At 59.9% G+C, this 1,515-nt stretch carries 2 protein-coding genes and 1 pseudogene; 2 read left to right on the forward strand and 1 reads right to left on the reverse strand.

Annotated features, from left to right (window positions below; genetic code table 11):
* Positions 1 to 277, reverse strand: a 277-nt coding sequence (locus tag HX823_RS30890; protein WP_177078414.1) for an LLM class flavin-dependent oxidoreductase, incomplete at its 3' end; no start/stop codon positions are given.
* A gap of 274 nt (positions 278 to 551) precedes the next feature.
* Here HX823_RS30890 and HX823_RS30895 point away from each other — a divergent pair.
* Together HX823_RS30895 and HX823_RS30900 are read left to right on the forward strand one after the other, a co-directional pair.
* On the forward strand, positions 552 to 1,373 hold the full coding sequence (locus tag HX823_RS30895) for an ABC transporter permease (protein WP_177078416.1): 822 nt from the start codon (positions 552 to 554) through the stop codon (positions 1,371 to 1,373).
* A 1-nt stretch (position 1,374) separates the two neighbouring features.
* Positions 1,375 to 1,515, forward strand: a pseudogene (locus tag HX823_RS30900) (sulfonate ABC transporter ATP-binding protein); the annotation flags it as partial.

A 1,515-nucleotide genomic window follows, 5' to 3' on the forward strand; every position in this document is an offset into this window, starting at 1 on the left:
GGGTGGCGAACTGGCGTGCCGCCAAGGTGGGCTGGGCGAAACCTGGGCGGTGCGCGATGAGGAATTGAAGTTTTTGGGTCACGCTGGCGGCGTGGGAGGCGATCAGCGTGCTGTCCGGGCTGTTGGAGTGGAAGGCCACCAGTGCGCGGTCGAACCCGGCCTCTTCGTGGGCGCGGGCCACGGTCTCCACATAGTCGGCTTGCAGGGTCGGGCCGCTGCGCGGGTGGATCTCGGAAGCGTGATGGCCGCCGATGTAGCCGATGAATTCGATGCTCATGGTCTGTCCTTGTCTTGGGTGTGATTGGCACCTCCACCGGGCAGGGGGTCGGTTATTCGCGTCCAAAGTAGGGGCAGGGGCAAGGCCTGTAAAATGCCGATTGGTTCTAACCTAATTATTAAAATGTAGAATCATGATTTGGATTTTGTATCAGTAATTTGCATTTTGTGCGCATTAGGTTATTCCTACAAAGACTTTCACGACGGTTTTTTATGCGATTAGCATGACCCTGCAACGGCGCGCCTGGCCGTGACTTTTAGGGAATGAAAGCCTGATGAGCGAGACGATCACCATCAACAAACGCGAGAGCGCAGCGAAAGTGGTGTGCACCTGGCGCCCTCCCGATGCCTTGCTACGGCTGATCAGTCCTATCGTGTTGTTGCTGCTGTGGGAGCTGGCGTCGCAAGTGGGCTGGATTCCTGCACGGGTCATCGCGGCGCCCTCGCAGATTGGCGGGACGTTATGGGCGATGATCGCCTCCGGCGAGCTGGGCAAGCACCTGCTGGTGTCGTTGCAGCGAGCGTTGTTTGGTTTGAGTATCGGCGTGAGCATAGGTGTGGTCGCGGCGCTGATTTGCGGCCTGTCCAAGCGCGGCGAGGTGGTCCTCGATTCGCCAATGCAGATGCTGCGCACCATCCCGTCCCTGGCTCTGGTGCCGCTGTTTATCCTGTGGTTCGGCATCGGCGAGTTCACCAAGATCGCGCTGATCGTGACGGGCACGACCTTCCCGGTTTACCTCAACCTGTTCGCCGGTATCCGTAATATCGATCCCAAATTGATCGAGGCCGCCAACACGCTGGGCCTCAACCGGCGTGAGCTGATCTGGCATGTCATTCTTCCAGGCTCGCTGCCGTCTTTCTTTGTCGGCCTGCGCTACGCCCTGGGCATTTCCTGGCTGGCCCTGGTGTTTGTCGAACAGATCAACACCACTGCCGGTATCGGCTTCCTCGCCAGTGACGCGCGCGACTTCATGCGCACCGACGTCATCGTCATCTGCCTGTTGATCTACAGCGTGCTCGGCCTGTTGATCGACGGCCTGATCCGCACCCTCGAACGCTTCGCCCTGGCCTGGCGGCCATCCTTTGTGAGGAACTGACATGTCGACGCTAGAAGCTCCCGTACAACTGCGCAACGTGGTTCGCCAGTTCGGCCAGCAGCGGGTCATCGATGGCCTGGACCTGGACATCGCCCCCGGCGAATTCGTGGCCTTGCTCGGCGCCAGCGGTTCCGGCAAGACC

The organism is Pseudomonas sp. P7759 (assembly GCF_013386445.1).
In the GTDB taxonomy this organism is placed as follows: domain Bacteria; phylum Pseudomonadota; class Gammaproteobacteria; order Pseudomonadales; family Pseudomonadaceae; genus Aquipseudomonas; species Aquipseudomonas azotoformans_A.

Excerpts from the sequence above, each read along its gene's own strand:
- HX823_RS30895 (WP_177078416.1), top strand. The coding sequence starts at position 552 with ATGAGCGAGACGATCACCATCAACAAACGCGAGAGCGCAGCGAAAGTG.